This window comes from Brevundimonas sp. (assembly GCF_041648115.1).
Classification (GTDB): domain Bacteria; phylum Pseudomonadota; class Alphaproteobacteria; order Caulobacterales; family Caulobacteraceae; genus Brevundimonas.
Window position 1 is genome coordinate 1 of sequence record NZ_JBAZPR010000026.1, and the last position, 15,259, is coordinate 15,259.

Annotated in this window: 17 protein-coding genes; 5 read left to right on the plus strand and 12 right to left on the minus strand. The window is 67.6% G+C overall.

Going from position 1 to position 15,259, the window contains the following annotated elements:
* A partial coding sequence (locus WC597_RS16575) for a YeeE/YedE family protein (protein WP_372695123.1) occupies positions 1-371 on the minus strand: 371 nt, incomplete at its 3' end.
* A gap of 12 nt (positions 372-383) precedes the next feature.
* Positions 384-1,325 carry an MBL fold metallo-hydrolase gene (locus WC597_RS16580; RefSeq protein ID WP_228184659.1) on the minus strand — a complete coding sequence of 314 codons (942 nt, stop codon included), beginning with the start codon at positions 1,323-1,325 and terminating at the stop codon, positions 384-386.
* Positions 1,326-1,429: 104 nt separating this feature from the next.
* Here WC597_RS16580 and WC597_RS16585 point away from each other — a divergent pair, with 104 nt between their 5' ends.
* From WC597_RS16585 to WC597_RS16595, 3 genes are read left to right on the plus strand one after another with little or no spacing between them, the layout of a single operon-like run.
* A complete protein-coding gene (locus WC597_RS16585) occupies positions 1,430-2,089 on the plus strand; it encodes a peroxiredoxin (RefSeq protein ID WP_292036998.1) in 660 nt (219 codons plus the stop codon).
* Positions 2,086-2,505: a metalloregulator ArsR/SmtB family transcription factor gene (locus WC597_RS16590; RefSeq protein WP_008259045.1), complete on the plus strand. Its 420-nt coding sequence runs from the start codon at positions 2,086-2,088 to the stop codon at positions 2,503-2,505. Before WC597_RS16585 ends, WC597_RS16590 begins: the two co-directional genes overlap by 4 nt.
* A gap of 25 nt (positions 2,506-2,530) precedes the next feature.
* Positions 2,531-2,926, plus strand: a complete 396-nt coding sequence (locus WC597_RS16595; RefSeq protein WP_219354426.1) for a cupin domain-containing protein — start codon at positions 2,531-2,533, stop codon at positions 2,924-2,926.
* A gap of 3 nt (positions 2,927-2,929) precedes the next feature.
* On the opposite strand, the gene WC597_RS16600 is transcribed toward WC597_RS16595, so the two are convergent.
* The 10 genes from WC597_RS16600 to dsbD all read right to left on the minus strand — a co-directional run bounded on the left by WC597_RS16600 (position 2,930) and on the right by dsbD (position 12,945).
* On the minus strand, positions 2,930-4,399 hold the full coding sequence (locus tag WC597_RS16600; protein WP_372695126.1) for a murein L,D-transpeptidase: 1,470 nt from the start codon (positions 4,397-4,399) through the stop codon (positions 2,930-2,932).
* A 59-nt stretch (positions 4,400-4,458) separates the two neighbouring features.
* Entirely contained in the window at positions 4,459-5,232 is a 774-nt protein-coding gene (locus WC597_RS16605; protein ID WP_008264236.1) for a substrate-binding domain-containing protein, read from the minus strand.
* Positions 5,232-6,131 (minus strand): MBL fold metallo-hydrolase, encoded by a 900-nt coding sequence (locus WC597_RS16610; RefSeq protein WP_372695128.1) that lies wholly within the window; start codon positions 6,129-6,131, stop codon positions 5,232-5,234. The genes WC597_RS16605 and WC597_RS16610 overlap by 1 nt, the downstream gene beginning before the upstream one ends.
* Before the next feature lie 64 nt (positions 6,132-6,195).
* Complete coding sequence (locus tag WC597_RS16615; protein WP_040349365.1) at positions 6,196-6,846, minus strand: peroxiredoxin; 651 nt, start codon at positions 6,844-6,846, stop codon at positions 6,196-6,198.
* 99 nt (positions 6,847-6,945) lie between these two features.
* Complete coding sequence (locus WC597_RS16620) at positions 6,946-7,470, minus strand: DsrE family protein (protein ID WP_008262231.1); 525 nt, start codon at positions 7,468-7,470, stop codon at positions 6,946-6,948.
* Between the two features lie 29 nt (positions 7,471-7,499).
* On the minus strand, positions 7,500-8,117 hold the full coding sequence (locus WC597_RS16625) for a cyclopropane-fatty-acyl-phospholipid synthase family protein (protein ID WP_040349367.1): 618 nt from the start codon (positions 8,115-8,117) through the stop codon (positions 7,500-7,502).
* 11 nt (positions 8,118-8,128) lie between these two features.
* Positions 8,129-9,556 (minus strand): bifunctional UDP-sugar hydrolase/5'-nucleotidase, encoded by a 1,428-nt coding sequence (locus tag WC597_RS16630; protein ID WP_228184663.1) that lies wholly within the window; start codon positions 9,554-9,556, stop codon positions 8,129-8,131.
* Positions 9,557-9,564: 8 nt separating this feature from the next.
* Positions 9,565-10,239, minus strand: coding sequence for a DsbA family protein (locus WC597_RS16635; protein WP_316627557.1), 675 nt, complete (start codon positions 10,237-10,239; stop codon positions 9,565-9,567).
* A gap of 22 nt (positions 10,240-10,261) precedes the next feature.
* On the minus strand, positions 10,262-11,056 hold the full coding sequence (locus WC597_RS16640; protein WP_228184665.1) for a TlpA disulfide reductase family protein: 795 nt from the start codon (positions 11,054-11,056) through the stop codon (positions 10,262-10,264).
* Entirely contained in the window at positions 11,053-12,945 is a 1,893-nt protein-coding gene (dsbD, locus tag WC597_RS16645; RefSeq protein WP_228184666.1) for a protein-disulfide reductase DsbD, read from the minus strand. The genes WC597_RS16640 and dsbD overlap by 4 nt, the downstream gene beginning before the upstream one ends.
* 62 nt (positions 12,946-13,007) lie before the next feature.
* Here dsbD and WC597_RS16650 point away from each other — a divergent pair, with 62 nt between their 5' ends.
* Both WC597_RS16650 and WC597_RS16655 read left to right on the plus strand, forming a co-directional pair.
* Positions 13,008-13,661, plus strand: coding sequence for a response regulator (locus WC597_RS16650; protein WP_372695133.1), 654 nt, complete (start codon positions 13,008-13,010; stop codon positions 13,659-13,661).
* A complete protein-coding gene (locus tag WC597_RS16655) occupies positions 13,658-14,986 on the plus strand; it encodes an ATP-binding protein (RefSeq protein WP_008261954.1) in 1,329 nt (442 codons plus the stop codon). Before WC597_RS16650 ends, WC597_RS16655 begins: the two co-directional genes overlap by 4 nt.
* Positions 14,987-15,259 lie beyond the last annotated feature (273 nt).

Consider the following 15,259-nt stretch of genomic DNA (forward strand, 5'->3'; position numbering starts at 1 on the left):
ACGCCGGTGGCGACGATGGAGCGGGGCGACAGGCGGGCCAGGCCGCAGACGCCGTGGCCGCTGGTGCAGCCCGAGCCCCAGCGGGTGCCGAAGCCGACGATCAGGCCGCCGAGCACCAGCAGCCAGATGTCCGAGGTGATCTGCACCTCGGGCCTGCGGATCAGCGCCGAGGCCAAGGCCGCGCCGCCCAGCAGGCCGGCGATGAAAAGCAGGGCCAGGGTACGCGGCGCGCCTTTCGACAGGCCGGTCGCCGCAGCGGTCAGGCCGGAGATTCCGGCCACGCGCCCGTTCAGCAACAGGTAGAGACCGGCGGACAGGCCGACCAGCAGGCCGCCGGCCAGGTGCCAGACGAAGGGGAGGGGCTCAAGCATTAGGGTCTCGCCTCACAGCGCGTTCAGCGGGACCTTGAGGTAGCGCACCCCGTTGTCCTCGGGCTCGGGCGGGCGGCCGCCGTTCATGTTCACCTGGACCGACGGCAGGATCAGCTTGGGCATCGGCAGGGTCGCGTCGCGCTGGGTGCGCATGGCGACGAACTCGTCCTCGCTGACGCCGTCGCGAATATGGATGTTGCCAGTGCGCTGGGCGCCGATGGTGGTCTCCCAGGCGAACTCGGTCCGGCCCGGCGGCGCCTTGTAGTCGTGGCACAGGAAGACCCGCGCCTCGTCCGGCAGGGAGGTCAGGCGATGGATCGAGCGGTACAGGGTCCCGGCGTCGCCGCCGGGGAAGTCGCAGCGCGCCGTGCCGTAGTCGGGCATGAACATGGTGTCGCCGGGAAAGACAGCGTCGCCGATGACATAGGCCAGACAGGCAGGGGTATGGCCGGGCACATGCAGCACCGTGGCCTTCAGCCCGCCGATCTCGAACCCGTCGCCGTCGTTGAACAGATGGTCGAACTGGCTGCCGTCGCGGCGGAAGTCGGTCCCTTCGTTGAAGATCTTGCCGAACACCGCCTGGACGGTGAGGATCTCATGGCCGATGGCTAGCTGCCCTCCGAGCTTTTCCTGGAGATAGGGGGCCGCCGACAGGTGATCGGCGTGGGCGTGGGTCTCCAACAGCCACTGGACCGTGAGACCTTCGGATTTCACGTAATCAATGAGGGCGTCGGCCGAGTCGTGCGCGGTGCGGCCGGACGCTGGATCGTAGTCCAGCACACTGTCGATGATGGCGCAGACGTCGGAGCCGGGATCGCGCACGACATGGCTGACGGTGAAGGTGGCCTCGTCGAAGAATGACCTGACGACAGGGCGTTGGCGAGGATTGCCCAGCGCGGCGCGCACGATGTCGGCGGCGTGGTCGCGGGCGGGATCGGGGATGGGCGAGGACATGGCGTGTCTCCGTTTCGGTGACTCAACACATATACCCATTCATGGTTCGTGCAAGTATGTATTTTAATGTAGCGGAAACGGTGGGAAGCGCTTAGCTTGCGGCTATGGAAACGATCGACACCGGGCCAGCCGCCTATCCCCCCGCAATGCGCGCCCTGCGCATCAACGACACGGCGCCGGACTTCAGCGCGCGCACGACGCAGGGCGAAAAGCGCCTGAGCGACTATCGCGGCCGCTGGCTGGTGCTGTTCTCGCATCCGGCGGACTTCACGCCGGTCTGCACCAGCGAGTTCGTGGCCCTGGCCCGGCAGTCGGACGCCTTCGCGGCGATCGATTGCGATTTGATGGCCCTGTCGGTCGACAGTCTGTATTCGCACCTGGCCTGGCTGAAGGACATTTATCGCCGCTTCGGCGTGAAGGTGCCGTTCCCGATCATCGAGGATCCCTCCATGGCCATCGGCCACGCCTTCGGCATGGTGGACGCCGGCTCGAGCGACAGCGCGACGGTGCGCGCCACCTTCGTGATCGATCCCGAAGGCGTGGTGCGCGCCATCAGCTGGTACCCGATGAACATCGGCCGCTCGGTTGATGAACTGCTACGTCTCGTCACCGCCCTGCAGACCTCGGACCGCGAGGCGGCCTCCACGCCGGCGGGCTGGATGCCCGGCGACGCTCTGCTGGAGCCGGCCGCCACCACCCTGGACGCCGCCATCGCCGACGGTGAAGGCGATGCGCCCTGGTACTATCGCGAGCGCCGCGCATGACCGACGATCAAGCGGCCGCCATGGAGCGGTTGAAGGAAAAGGCGCCGGAGGCCGCAGAGCTGTTGCGCCAGCTGGCCAACGCCAACCGGCTGCTGATCCTGTGCCATATCGCCGAGGAGGAACGTTCGGTGGGGCAGCTCGAGGCGGACCTGGGCATCAAACAGCCGGCTCTGTCCCAGCAGCTGGCTGAGCTGCGCCAGTACGGTCTGGTCAAGACGCGTCGTCAGTCGCGCTCGATCTTCTATTCGATCGCCGACGAGCGGGCCCAGGCGGTGATGGGCATGCTGTACGAAATCTTCTGCGGCGATGCGAAGGCGGTCGGCGCCCGCGTCGCCGCCCCGGCGCCCCGCCCATCGACGCCGGCGCGCGGCGACACGGCTCAGTTCGCGCGCATCACCGCCGTCGCACGTCGCTGACGGCCAACCCGCACAGGAGACTCTCGTGAAGGGCTTCATCGACAATATCGAACGTCTGACGGAAGAGAACACAGACTTTCGCCGCGTTCTCTACACCGGCCACAATCTGCAGCTCGTCCTCATGGCCATTCCGCCCGGTCAGGAGATCGGCGAAGAGGTCCACGACGACCGCGACCAGTTCTTCCGCATCGAGGCGGGCGAGGGCGAAATCTGGATCGACGGCGTTCGTCACGCCGTGAAGGCGGACGACGGGGTCATCGTCCCTCAGGGCGCCCGGCACAATGTGGTCAGCACGGGGTCCGAGCCGCTTCGGCTCTACACCCTCTATGGCCCGCCGGAGCATCTCGACGGGACGGTTCACGCGACGGTGGAAGAGGCCTCCGCCGACCACGAGCACTTCGACGGCCGCACGACCGAATAGCCGTCAGGGGCCGACGTCGTCCGCATCGGCGCGCCGGTCGTCGGGCCGCGGCAGGTGCAGGGCGATGCCCAACGCCTCCGCCAGACGGGTGTCGCGACGATAGATGTCATCGCGAAAGGCGACGCGGCCCTGGCCGTCCAGGAACGCGGTCCAGTACAGTAGGCGCACGTCGATCGGCCGACCGGTCGCCACACGGACGGTCTGGCCGCTGTCCAGCGCGGCGTCGAAGCGGGCGAGCCTCTCGGGGTCGGGCGCCAGGAGAAGGCGGGCGAAGCCGACGGCGTCCTGCACCCGCACGCAGCCGTGACTGAGATGGCGGAAGCTGTGGTCGAACGCGCCCCGAGACGGGGTGTCGTGCAGGAAGATGGCGTAGCTGTCCTGAAGCTCGAACTTGACCTGGCCCAGGGCGGCATTCGGACCCGCGCGCTGAACCACCATGCCGTTCTGGATCGTCATGTTGTTCGCCCGCATATAGCCGGCGCCACGCGGCAGGATCTCGCGCTGGGCGATGGAGGTCGGCACCGTCCAGGGCGGATTAGCGACGACCGAGGCGAAGGGCCGTTCGAGGCTGGGCGTCGCATTGTCGGCGTCACCCGTCACGACCCGCATCGAATGCACGGGCCGACCGTCCTTCCAGTAGACCATGATGGAGGCGGCGGTGTTCACCTCGATCCGTTCCGGGGCCACGTCCCGCTTCAGCCAACGGCGGCGTTCCAGATTGAGCGCGATCTGGCGGGCACGGGCCTCGGCCGAAATCGACAGCGCCCGCTGGGTCGCCGGGCCGATGCGGGCGTCTGCCTCCAGACCGTGGCGCACCTGAAACGCCCGAACGGCTTCTTGCAGCACCGACCCGTAGTCACCGCCAGACGGGCCGATCATCGCGGCGGCGGCGTCGCTCAGATCGCCTTCCACCCGAAGGCGCGGCAGGAGGGCGGGAAGACGGGGGTCGGACGCAAACGGTTCGATCGTCGCGCCCAGGGCGAAGGGCGGCCAGCCGCCGCGGTCGGCGATGGCGCGATAGCGGAGGAAGCCGTCGCACAAGCCCTGATAGCCGCGGTCCTGGGGCGCGAGGCCCGCCATCGTCTCGGCCAACGTTCCGTCGTCGACCGCCGTCGCCAGCAGCGGCGGCGTATCGACCTGGTTGCGACCCATCTCCCAAAGCGTCTCCACCGATGCCGGGTCGACCCGGCCATGGGCGAGCGCCTCGGCCAGGGTCAGGACGGCCTGGGTCAGTTCGGCTTCACTTAGGGCCAGACCGTCGGGCGCGGATAGACCGTGGCGGTCCGCCAGGGCCAAGGCGTCCATGGCTTGCCGGCGCGCTGGCCCCGCCCAGGCAGGGCGTCCGCCGCGGGCGGCGTAGAAGGCTGCGGTCAGGGCGGTGATGTTCAACGCGGCGGGCGCCGATACGGCTCGCGCGGTCGTCGAGAGCCAGAGCGGCGCTGCGGCCGCCGCGAGCAGGTGTCGGCGGTTCAAGGTACAGGAGCGACGGTTGGCCATGCCGCCGACACCGCGGGGTTCACCTTAAGGCAGGCTTAAGGTTGGCCGGTCCGCCAGCCCCAACGCGCGAAGATGGCGGCCCCCTCGTCGGACTTCAAAAATTCGAGGAACGGCTGGGCGTCGGCGTCCTGGCGGCCGGTCTCGGTCACAACGGCGCCGGCGTCGCGGTAGATGCGATAGGGCTCTTCGACCTCGACCACATCAGCGAGGTCCGGATTGGCGACCTGCCAGATGCCCCAGATGATCCAGGCGTCCAGCGTCGGGTCGTCGATCCAGGCTTGTCGGGCCTCGGCGCTGTTGCGGGCGTAGACGACGATGTTGCGACGCAGCGCGCGCACCTTGGCGATGTCGCCGGTGCGACCGGCCATGTCCTCCCACAGGCCGTTCTGGCCCGCGCCGTTGACGACCAGGACTCGGCGACCCGGCTGGAAGAGATCTTCCAGGCCGCCGATGCCGTTCGGATTTCCCGGGCGAACGAGAATGGAGGCGGTGCGCAGATAGAGCGGCTCGACCGCCTCGGCGCGGATGCGGCCCTCCAGAGCGCTGACGAAGTCGGTCATCATCGTCTCGGAGCCGGAGAAGATCAGGTCGCCGTCCGCCTTGGCCTGGTCCAGCCATTGGGGCGTGGGTCCGGCGACGACGGCCACGGCGCGACCGGTGCGCGCTTCATAGGCCTTCGCCGCTTCGCGCATGGCGGGGGCGGGGCCGCCCGGACCGTAGACATGAAGAGGATCGGCGGGCGTCTGGGCGTGGGCGGCCAGGGCCGTCGTGCTCAAAAGGGCGGCCAGGGCCAGGGTGGAAGGACGCATCAAGAGTTCTCCTGGGGCGGGGCGAAGTGATTGGCGGGGATCTTGAAATAGATGCGGCCGTCCTCGGCGGGTGGCGGCAGCACCCCGCCGCGGATGTTCACCTGAAGCGCGTAGAGCATCAGGTTCGGCAGGGGAAGGGTGGCATCCCGGCCGTCGCGAAGCCGCACGAAATCCGCCTCTCCGCGTCCGCCGCCGACATGGATGTTGTCCGCCTTCTGCTCTCTCACGGTGCTGAAGCAGGCGGGCTCGCGGCCATCGGGACCGTAGTCGTGGCCGACGAAGACGCCGGTCTCCTCGGGCAGGGCCAGGATGTCCTGGATGCTTCGGTAGAGGACCTTGGAGTCGCCGCCCGGAAAGTCGGCGCGCGAGGTGCCGGCATAGGGCATCATCAGGGTGTCGTGGACGAAGGCGTTGCCGCCGATCACATAGGTAATGGACGCCAGGGTGTGGCCTGGGGAGAAGATGACCCGCCCCGTCAGGTCGCCGACAGCAAACGTATCACCGGCCTGGAAGAGACGGTCCCACTGGCGACCGTCGGTCGGGAATTCGTCGTCCAGGCCGTAAATGTCCTTCCACAACCTCTGGACGCCGATGACCTTCTCGCCGATGGCGGTTGGAGCCTCCAGCTTCTCGTTGAGATAGGGCGCGGCCGAAAAGTGATCGGCGTGTGGATGGGTGTCCAGCAGCCATTCGACCGTCAGGCCTTCCGCCTTGACGTAGTCCAGGATGGCGTCGGCGTTGCGGGTCGAGGTCGCCGCCGCCTTCTCGTCGAAATCCCAGACCGGATCGATGATCGCGCATTTGCGGCTGACCGGGTCGGAGACGACATATTGCCAACTGCCGGTCTTCTTGTCGTGGAGCGCCGCGATGCGCGCTCCGCCGTGGTCGATGATCTGCATGATGGCTCCGTTTGGTTTGCGAAGAAAAGGGCCGGACCGCTTGCGCGGTCCGGCCAGCGTCCGATCAGGCGGCTTTCGGGGCGTCGGGGAGGTCGCGCGTCGAGAAATACCAGTCGGTGTAGACGTAACCCTCGGAAGCGCGAGCCTCGGCCGCCTCGGCGGTCTTGGGCGGAGGGACGATAGCCGGTTGGCCAGGGCGCCAGTTCTCAGGCGTCGCGACCCCGTTGGCGTCGGACGCCTGGAGCGCGGTGAGCAGCCGAACGAACTCTTCGATGCTGCGGCCATTGCTCATGGGATAGTAGACCATGGCGCGCAGCTTGCCTTCCGGATCGATCAGGAAGGTGGCGCGAACAGCCGAGGTGTCGGCCGCCCCGGGGTGGATCATCCCGTAGGCCTGGGCCACCTCCATCTTCAGATCCTCGATGATGGGGAAAGGGATTTGGACGCCGAACTTCTCCTTGATGTTCCGGGTCCAGGCCAGGTGCGAGAAGATGCTGTCGATGGAGAGCCCCAGGAGCTCGCAGTTCATGGCGGCGAACTCATCCGCGTGCTTGGCGAAGCCGATGAACTCGGTCGTGCAGACCGGGGTGAAGTCCGACGGATGGGAGAAGAGGATCAGCCATCTGCCGCGGTAATCGGCCAGGCTGCGATCCCCGTGCGTGGTGCGGGCGTGAAAGTCGGGGGCGGGTTCGTTGAGGCGGGGCAGTCCGGTCATGTCGATGTCTCCTTCAGACGCCCCATTGAACACTTACATACACACTTACACAAAATAATAGTTCTTATGGCCAGGGAAGGTTCCGTCTATGCCGAGCCGTCAGTTCACAACCAGGGCATATCCAGCCTGCTGGTGGTGGATGACCGTCATCAGGGCGGCGAGATCGACGCTCACGCCCGGTTCGAGGTCGGCTTGCGCGATGCCGTTCCCCGCCATGGCCTGGCCGCACAGCCGAACCTGGACGCCGGCGGCGATGAGGCTGCGGATCAGGGCGCTGTTGGGATTGGCGTCGCCCTTGCCTCGCGCGGCCCAGGCGGCGTCGGACAGGACCGCAGGGGTGGCTGCGCCGTGTAACACGACGACGATCTGACGCTGGTCGGCGTCCACGCCGCCCGCCGCCAGCATATTCGCCAGCCGCGCAACGCGATCCAGCCCCTTCAGCGGCCTGTCGTCCGGACCGCCCTGGGAGACGTCGAAGATGACCCGATAGACGCGCGACGGATCCGCCTGTTCGCCGGCCTCGGGCAGGGGCTTGAAGCCGCCGAAGCCAGAGACAGCCTGGGCGAAGCTTGGGGAGGCCGCCAGGGAGGCGGCCAGGGACAGGGCGAGGAGGAGGGTTTTCATGGCGGGTTCCGGTGTGCGGGCGCTGGGGGTCAGGGACGGCGGGCGACGAGATCGATCAGGGCGGACCGGCCGCTATGGCCGGCGCCTTCGGAGACGTCGCTGTCGTGGCTATTCAGATGCAGGATGTCGAAGTCGGCGAAGGCGTCGCGGAGCAGCGCCTCGGTGTAGAGGTTCTCGACCTGCCCCGGGCCGCCCGTTCCATAGGCGATCTGTTCCGGCCGATAGCCCTGCAGCAGGATCAGGCCGCCAGGCTTCACGGCCGCCTTCATACGCTCGAAAATTCGGTCGCGCAGGGGAGGCGGGGCGAACTGAATGAAGACGGCGACCACGACGTCGAAGGCGTCCTGCGGCCAGGCCCAGGTCTCGAGGTCCGCCACCTGAGCGTCCAGTGTGACCCCGCGTCGCTCGGCCAGGGCGAGGGCCTTCTCGATCGCGCGTGGGGCGATATCCGTGGTGGTGACGGCCAGACCCTGTTCGGCGAGCCACACGCCGTTTCGCCCCTCGCCATCGGCGACCGCCAGAGCGGTCATGCCGGGCTGGAGCCGCGCGATCTGAGCGGCCAGAAAGGCGTTGGGCGTCTCGCCGAACAGATAGTCCTGGCGGTCATAGCGGCTGTTCCAGAAGTCGCGGGCGGCGACGGAGTCCATAAGGTGTTCCTTCATATGATGAGGACGCTCGCAGGCAGATCGGTCTCGCCGGGCGTATGGTCGGCGAACCAGGATTCAAGCGCGCCCACAGTGTCGATGTCGAGCGTCCGGCGGTCTCGCCCGTAACGTTCGGGCACCCCCTGGGCGGTGACGAAGGCCACCGGATAGTCCGCCTCCGGCTCGACAGGGCGGTCCCCGACCAGCAGGCGATCAAGGCGCTGCCCCTTGGGATTCTCCAGCTTCACAAAGGCCGTGAGGCCCCGGCAGCGTTTGATGTAGCCGCCCATCTGCGCGTAGGGGTCGGCGGCGAAGGTGCGCTCAAGATTCTCTTCCAGCATCGCCTTCAACTCGGCTCCGGTCAGCGTCGTGCGCGAGATGGGCGGGTTCATCGGCGCCATATTGTAGAGGTCGCCCAGAGTGACCGGGCCCGGTGCGACGGGCGCGCCGTATCGCCAGCCGTTCGAGAAGGCGATGTCCACGCCCGCCGCCTGCGCCGCAGCCGCCAGCAGGACGTCGTCCATCGGCGCGCTGGCCATGGCGTAGCGGTGAAGGGGGATGGCCGTGCGGGCGATGACGCGCGCCAGACGTTCCCGCTCGGGAGCCAGGGCCGTCTCCACCAAGCCGGCGACTTGATCGTCTTGGGGGCCAGCGTCCACGGCTATGAGCCGATGGCGGCGCAGGGACACGCGGCCGTCTGCGATCTCCAGGTCCAGCCGGCCGATATAGGCGCCGTGGCAGCCGGACTGAATGATCAGGGTGTCGCCGACGCGGGCCGGCTCGTGCAGGCGGTTATGGGTGTGGCCGCTCAGGATCACGTCGACGCCCGGCGTCTCGGCGGCCAGCTTGAGATCCTGCGGAAAGCCCAGGTGGGACAGCAGGACGACCAGATCGACCTTCTCCTCGCGGAGCTGGTGCAGTTGCTCCCGGGCTTCGGCCACACCCATTTCAAACCGCACGCCTTCAGAGAAGGCGGGGGGCATGGTTTTGTCGACGATAGGGCAGGCCAGGCCGATCACGCCGATCCTCAGACCGCCGCGCTCGAACACCCATCGCCCGTCGAACACCGGCGCGCCGTCATCTTTGCGAAAGACATTGGCGGCCAGGACGGGATACTCCAGTCGCGCCGCCAAAGCCTTGAACCCCGCCGGGCCATAGGCGAACTCCCAGTGCGCCGTCATGGCGTCGATCTTCAGGGCGTTCATGATCGGAACCAGCGCCTCGCCCCGGCTCGCGACGGCGACCCGCGTGCCATGGAAGGTGTCGCCGTTATCCAGGGTCAGGCACGGACCTTCGGCGCGCGCCTCTTCGAAGAGACGGGCGATGCGGGCGACCCCGCCCAGCCGTTCGACCCGCCAGCCGCCTTCGGTGCGCACCAGTTCGGGATGCGGCTCGAGATAGCCGTGCAGGTCGTTCAGCTGGAGCAGGGTCAGGGTGGTCATGGTCAGTCTCAGCGCAGCGGTTGTCCGGAGCGGATACGACCGATCACGGCTTCGAGTTGCGCCTGGGGCATGCCGCCGGGGATCAGATTGCCGTTGATGATAAAGGCGGGCGTGCCCTGCAGGGCCAGGGCCGCCGCTTCTCGGCCGTTTCGGTCGAGCACCGCGTCGATGTCTGCGCGGTGATCGGCCAGGTCCTGATTCAGGCGCGCCATGTCCACGCCGGCCGACTGGACCAGACGCGTGATGTCCGCCTGGTCGCCGATGCGCGACGGCGACAGCATGAAGGCGTTATGGACGGCCTCGTATTTGCCCTGATAACCGGCGGCGAGGGCGGTCCGGGCGGCGGTCTCCGAGACGTCGCCGAAGATCGGCCAGTCCTTGTACAGGACGCGCACCTTGGGGTCCGCCTTCAGCAGGCCGTCGATCTCCGGCTGCATCTTCTTGCAGTAGGGGCAGTTGTAATCGACGAAGCCGATGATGGTTACATCGGCGTTTTCGGCGCCGATGAAGGGCGCTGCTGGGTCGCGCAGCAGATCGTTGAATCCGACCTGAGCGATGGCCGGCATGTCCTGTCCAGAGGCTGCGGAAGGATTGGCGGGCGCCGCGCCGTTGTCGGCGTCGGCGGGGCCGCAGGCGGCGAGCGCCAGAACGGCGGCGAGGGCAGGGGCGAAGGTGCGGTTCATGGAAGCTCCGTGAGGCGAAGGGTCAGTGCAGACGCGCGATTTCGGTCGCGATCTGTTCGGGGGCGATTTCCCCCATGTGGGCCTTGGCCAGACGGCCGTCGGCGTGGAGGAACAGGGTCACCGGAATGCCGGCCGTGCCGTAGTGGCGCGGCACCGCCATGGCCTCGTCGAACAGCACATGGTCGAGGGCCAGCCCCTGGCTCTGAAGAAAGGCCCGAACGCCGGCTTCGCCCTCGCCCTGGTTGACGAAGAGGAAGCGCACATTCGGATGGGCTTTCTCGGCCTGGGCCAAAGCCGGCATCTCTCGTCGGCACGGCGGGCACCATGTGGCCCAGAGATTGATCACCGTGGGCCGGTCGCCCGGAGCGGAGAGGTCAATTGGCGGGGCGTCCATCGCGGCCAGGGTCAGGGCGGGCGGCGCCATGGGCTGCGTCGCCGAGGCCAACTGATGGGCGGTGGTCCAAACCAGGGCGCTGGCCAGCACAGGCGCAATGGCCCAGGCACGTTCGCGCGTCGTGCGCAGCAGCAGGATCGTGGCCAGGATCACGACCGGCGCGATCCAGATCCAGCTGAACCCGCCCTGCCAGATCGCGAGCGCTCGCCACGGGTCGGCCCCGAAATACTCCCAGTGCGTCGCCACGTGACCGAGGCGGGCGGCGGCCAGACCGCCGAAGACCAGAACCGTGCTCCACAGATTGAAGCGCGGGCTGACCCGGCTGGCCAGCAGTCCGGCGCCGATCATGAAGACGAACACGCCCGCGATGATGGCGAACCGCTCGCCGGACAGTACGACCGGGCCCAGGGTGATGGCGTTCATGCGGCGGCTCCGGCGCTCTGCAAGGCGGATGCGACATCTTGGGCCGACATCTCTCCGATCAGTCGGCTGCCCGGCGCTTCGGTCGCCGAGGGCGAAAGGAAGATCATAGTCGGCGGCCCGACCGCCCCGTGCCGCTCAAGAAGCGCGCGCGCCTCGGGCGTGCTGCGCGTGACGTCGACCTTGATGAGGTCGGTGTTCGAAAGGCCGGCGATGACGGCGGGGTCCTCGAACACCGTCCGCTCGATCACCTTGCAGCTGACGCACCAGTCAGCGGTGAAATAGACCAGGGCGGGACGTTCGCGCGCGCCGGCATCGGCGACGGCGCGGTCCAGCGCCGTCTGATCCAGCACGACCGCTGCGGTTTCGACCGGCGCGGCGGCTGCTAGTCCAGCGGGACGCGCCAGGGGCTCAAGCGGACGCCAAGGGTCGTCCGCCCCGAGGCTGAGGCCGACCAGCAGCAACAGGCCCCAGGTCGCGGCCGCCAGGCCGGCGACACGGGCGACGCCGTTTCTCAGGTTCGGGCTGAGCGGCTGGAACAGGCCGAGAGCCGCCGCCAGACCGAGCGCCAGCGCCGCGCCGAGAGCGAGCGTCGCCGTCGGCGGCAGGATGCGGCTGGCCAGCCACCAGGCCATGCCCAGGAAGATGAAGCCGAACAGCATCTTCACCCGGTCCATCCACGGCCCGGCCTTGGGCAGGAAGCGCGCGCCGACCGTGCCGAACACGATCAAGGGCACCCCCTTGCCCAGGCCCAGGAAGAACAGGGCCGCCGCGCCCAGCCCAACGTCGCCGGTCTGGGCGATGTAGAGCAGGGCGCCCGCCAGGGGCGCGGTGACGCACGGGCCCACGATAAGGGCGGAGACGAAGCCCAGACCTGCGGCTGAGGGCAGGGACCGCCGGCCGTCGCCGCCGTCGCGGGACAGGCGGCTGGTCCAGGCCGAGGGCAGTTGCAACTCGAAGCCGCCGAACATGGAGGCGGCGAGAACGACGAAGACGACAGCCAGAGCGCCGACGGCCCAAACCGACTGGAGCGCCATCTGCAGGTTCTGTCCGGACCAGGCGGCCGCGACGCCCAGGAGGGCGAAGGCGATGGAAAGGCCCAGCACATAGGCGACCGAGAGCATCAGGCCTCGGCGCGTACCGCGCCCGTCCACGCCGCGTCCGATGACGCCGGCCAGGATCGGATACATGGGAAAGACGCAGGGCGTGAAGGCCAGCAGCACGCCGAAACCGAAGAAGGCGAGCAGGACCCAGGTCGCCCCGCCCTGCAGCGCCAGGCGATCGACGAAGCCCGGGTTGGCGTCCAGCGTGACCGCCGGCGATGACGCGACCGGCGAAGGCGCCGCCGCTCCCTCGTCGTTCTCGGGCGCGGGTGCAGCGCCCGGCGCCTGGATCGCCAGCATGGCCGCGGCCTGTGCGGTCTGCGCATCGGCCTCCCGCGCGGCCACGTCGGACTGCGGCCGGGTCGGCACGTCGATGGTGCGCGTCATCGGCGGGTAGCAGATCGAGTCTTCGAGGCAGCCCTGATAGGTGATGTTGACCGACGTCGGCTCGCCGGCCTGCGTCAACGTCTGCGCCGACAGGGTCGCGCGACCCGCGTCGTGCCAGACGTCGACGACGCCGAAGCCCGGGTCGTCCTTGGTTTCGCCGGCGGCCAGTTCCAGCGGCAGAGACTCCTTCCCGCCCGGCGTGCTGGCGACGGTGTGGTCACGATAGAGATAATGGCCAGGCGCAATGTCCCAGGCGAAGGCCAGATCGCCGTCAGCCTCACGCGTCACCGTCAGGGCGAAGGCCTTGTCAGGCGAAAGCGGAGCCTGACCCAAGGCCGAACCCGGCAGGGCGAAGGACAGGACGGCGAGAGCGGTGGGCAGTAGTCGGCGGAAAAACCTCATGGCCATCTCGTCGGCAAGCGAGCTTAAGTCAGGCTTAAGCCGGAGCTTGCACGTCACACCGCATGAGATTGCTCGCCATAGAAGACGATCCCGTTCTCGCTGACGGCCTCCAGGTCGGGCTCAGCGCCTTTGGCTGGACGGTCGAGGTCGTTGGGCGGGTCGAGGACGCCCTCGCGGCGCTGGAAAGCTCGGCGTTTGATGCGGTCGTGCTGGATCTGGGCCTGCCCGACGGCGACGGACTCTCGGTGCTGCGCTTCGTTCGCGAGCGCGACATGGATGTCGGCGTGGTGGTCTTGTCGGCGCGCGATGACAGTCGGGACCGCATAGTGGGTCTGGACGCCGGCGCGGACGATTATGTCGGCAAACCGTTCGATCTCGACGAGCTGGCCGCGCGATTGCGCGCGGTGCGGCGTCGCCTGCTCGGACGTTCGACCCCCGCCTTGCGCCACGGCGGGGTGACCATCGATCCCAAGTCGCGTCTGGCTTGGCGTGAAGAGGGGGACCTGCCCCTTTCGAGACGTGAGTTCGCTATCCTGGAGGCCCTGATGGAACGGCCCGCACAGGTCCTCTCGCGCAGTCAGCTGGAAGAACGCCTGTACGGCTGGCAGGAGGAGATCGGCTCCAACGCCGTGGAAGTGCACATCCACTATCTGCGGGCCAAGTTGGGAGCCGGCTTCATCCGCACCGTCCGCGGCGTGGGATACACCCTGCAATGAGCTCGATCCGCCTGCGTCTGTTCGTCACTCTCGCGCTCGTGACCGCCCTGGTCTGGGGCGGCGCGGTCGTCTGGGTCGAAATCCAGACCCGGGCCGAAGTGCAACGGGTGCTGGACCGGCGCCTGATGGAGTCGGCCCGCATGGTTTCGTCCTTGATGCAGGCCGGCAGCGTGCGCCCGGCGATCCAGGCTCCGGACACCGGGGCCGCCGATGTCTATGACCGTCAGCTCTCCTGCCAGATCTGGTCACTGGAAGGCGATCTGATTGGTCGGTCCCAAAGCGCGCCTGCGGAGCGATTGTCGGAAGGGGGCGACGGATTTTCTGAGCGCACGATCCGGGGCGAGCGCTGGCGCGTCTATACGGTGCATGATCGTGACGCCGGTTTTCGGGTGATGGTTGGGGACAATCTGGCCGTTCGCGAACACCTGGTCGGCAATGTCGTCACCGCCTTGATCGGTCCGGCGGTCCTCGGTCTGCTGGCGCTGGGCGTGCTGATCTGGTGGTCGGTTGGGCGGGGGCTGGCCCCTATTCGACAAATGACCCGCAGCCTTGCGGTACGGGATGCGGAAGACCTGACGGCGTTGGACGTATCGCCGGACGCCCGCGAACTCCGTCCCTTCGCCCTGGCGCTGAACGATCTGATGTCTCGCCTTGGCGCAGCGCGGCGTCGCGAGGCCGAGTTCACGGCCGCCGCCGCGCACGAGTTGCGTACCCCTCTGGCGGGCCTGCGTGTCCAGGCGCAGATTGCGGCGTCGTCTTCGGACCCTGCCGTTCGAAGCCGCGCGTTGGAGCAGATTCAGACCTCTGTCGATCGCACCGCCCGCCTCGTCACGGGGCTTCTCGCCCTGGCGCGCGAGGACGAGATGCCGGTTAGCGACGAAGATCGCCGCTGGGTGACGCTCCGATCGCTGTTTGCGGGAGCGGAAGGCGATTCCCGGGTGTCGATCGTCGAAGGTGACGCCCTGCTGAATGTGGATCCGGATCGCTTCGGGGCAGCGGCCGCCAATCTGCTCGCCAACGCACAGGCGCACGCAAAGTCTTCAATCCTGATCAGTTACGACCCGACTTCCGGCCACTTGATCGTCGAGGACGACGGAGCGGGCGTGGCCTTCTCGGATCTACATCGTTTGGGACGGCGTTTTTTCCGCGCGTCGAATGCCCCTTCCGGAGGGAGCGGTCTGGGCCTCTCTATCGTCCTCGCCACTGTGAAGGCCCATGGGGGACAGGTGCAGTTCTTGCGCTCACCAGGAGGCGGTCTTCGTGTTGAGGTGACAATTCCGGAGCAGGCGTCGGAGTCTTTGAACAACTCGACCAAGCGAGACTGACGGTATCAACCGGCTTCAGTGGCGTCTGTTGTCGGTTTGATGATACGGTATAGTCCAACTACCTATTCGCTTGTCATAGCGGTGCTGGTTGGTCTTGAAGCAGAGTTGCCTGCCGATAGATGGCGACATCACTAGAATTTTATTACGTCGAATTTCACCAATGAATTCAAAAGCGCTGTCCAAGTGACGGTAGCTCGCGCGGTATGGTGCGCGGATGAGAGAAAAGGCGCTGATAAATCAGCGCCTTCTGGTCTATTGAAGGATCGAGTGGGA